Annotated in this window: 2 protein-coding genes; both read right to left on the bottom strand. The window is 45.1% G+C overall.

The window, feature by feature from the left end:
- Positions 1-30: 30 nt before the first annotated feature.
- Positions 31-339: a formylglycine-generating enzyme family protein gene (locus F6K37_RS40140; protein ID WP_287256851.1), complete on the bottom strand. Its 309-nt coding sequence runs from the start codon at positions 337-339 to the stop codon at positions 31-33.
- 20 nt (positions 340-359) lie between these two features.
- Positions 360-1,920, bottom strand: a 1,561-nt coding sequence (locus tag F6K37_RS40135) for a formylglycine-generating enzyme family protein (RefSeq protein WP_287256849.1), incomplete at its 5' end; no start/stop codon positions are given.

Raw genomic sequence — 1,920 nt, 5'->3', positions numbered from 1 at the left:
GTGAGTTATCAATTTTCCGATACTTTTTAGCTACCAAAGTCTACCAAGATAGACCAAAGTCCGCCAGTCTGGATCTAAATCTTGATTAACCTTAAGGTCAGATCGAGATGCGATCGCTTGCCATTGAGCTTGAGTAACGGCATAACGTCCCATTAAAAACGAGGAAATAGTTACATCATGTTGGGGTCTTTCATTGTCACGACTGCCTTCTTCACTCTCCGGTGCGCCCATGGTGAAGGTTCCATCAGGGATTAAGACCATTTCGAGAGGGATGCGGTCTATGTATTCTCTGTAGCCTTGAAAGGTTTGTTTTGGTCGTTTTATGGTCAGTTTCGCCATAATTCTTCAAACTTCAAACTTCAAACTTTTGACTTCATAAAAACTTCTGACTTTATCCCGGATACGCACACTATACGAACACCATAAAAGACGTTGCTGATGTCGCGCCTATACTCGTTGTAGCGAATCGCAGAACGGCAGAGATTAGGATTGTAGTTCCAAGAGCCGCCACGCAGGACAGAATACGAGATATTATCCTCATTTTTCGCTGAATATGACTTATTTTTAGCATTGACATTTTCCGGTTCATTATTATCAATCCAAGCACTGCCATCTGTGGGCGCATCTTTGTAGTTATTATGCCAATCATCTAAACACCATTCCCAAACATTCCCGTGCATATCATATAAGCCAAAGGGATTAGGAAGAAATTCACCCACAGGGGTAGTTCCCTTGCTTCTTTCTCCTCGTGGTTTATACCAATAAGTTCTTGAGGCGTTGTAATTGGCTAACTGTCCGGTAATCGTCTCTCCACAGTAGAATGGGGGATAGGATTCTCCAGTATCAAGGTTGAGGGGTTCTGTAACCCCTCGACAAGCATATTCCCATTGGGCTTCGGAAGGCAGTCTATACTCCCTTCCGGTTAGCTGAGAAAGCCGGTCACAGAACTCTACTGCTTCATACCAGTTTATCCTTTCAATGGGGCGCTTCTCTCCTTTAAACCTTGAGGGGTCTGGATCTAAGTCTATTTCTACTTTCAAGTCTGTCATTAATGCGATCGCTTTCCATTGGGCTTGGGTTACAGGATATTTCCCCATAAAGAAGGGTTGGAGTGTGACATTATGTTGGGGACGTTCACGACTACGGCTATCTTTTTCGCTTTCAGGGGAACCCATTGTAAAGGTTCCTCCAGGGATAGCCACCATTTCCAGTTCCACATTATCGGTTAGGGTTTCAGTGAAGTAAGAGGCAGTGTAGGTTGTGGTTTTAATGATTTCCCCGTGATGGTTAACAGTAGGGGTTTCAAATGTCCACTGTTGTAATTTCTCTTCATCCTCCTCTGGCTCCTTTTCAAAACCAATGGTGGCAACTTCCGCTTCAAATTCAAAAGGTTCTAAGTTGTCAGTGAGATCAACTTTCTCCAGTTTCCGTTTCGCTACTTCTGCCCTGAGTTCCTGTGCTAAATTGGCGTATTCTCCTCCCCAAGTGGTAAAAACTGCTGCTTTGACTTCAGCAAAATAGAGCTCTCGATCCCCAGCAACACCTGGAACAGACCCGCTTGGGTTGGGAATCAGTGCTGGAAAATCCCGCAGACTACCATAACGGTGCTCTATGAAATCTCCAATTTCCCGCCAAATCTCAGTGGTGCGTTGAACTGGACTATTTCCTAGCAGTAACTTCCGAATTCCCGGACGAAATTCATACCAAGTTTCGGGAACAGTTGCCTGGTCTGGCCCCAAGGAAGACTTTTGGATAAGACCACTAAAAAAAACTTCTGCCAGATGCCAGTGTTCGCTATCGGGTAAAAACCACTGTTGTGCCAAGCGCATCACTGGAGGAATCAGGGGAACAGCAGCCAGAACTTCCGCAAGTTCTCGGGCTTTGGGGCTAGCATTAGCCAAGAATCCTCTCAGTAACTGT

Origin of the sequence: Moorena sp. SIO4E2, from assembly GCF_010671945.1 — a bacterium.
Taxonomy (GTDB): Bacteria; Cyanobacteriota; Cyanobacteriia; order Cyanobacteriales; family Coleofasciculaceae; genus Moorena; species Moorena producens.
Note: the sequence above shows the minus strand (reverse complement) of the source record. Positions and strands in the feature narration are given on the sequence as shown.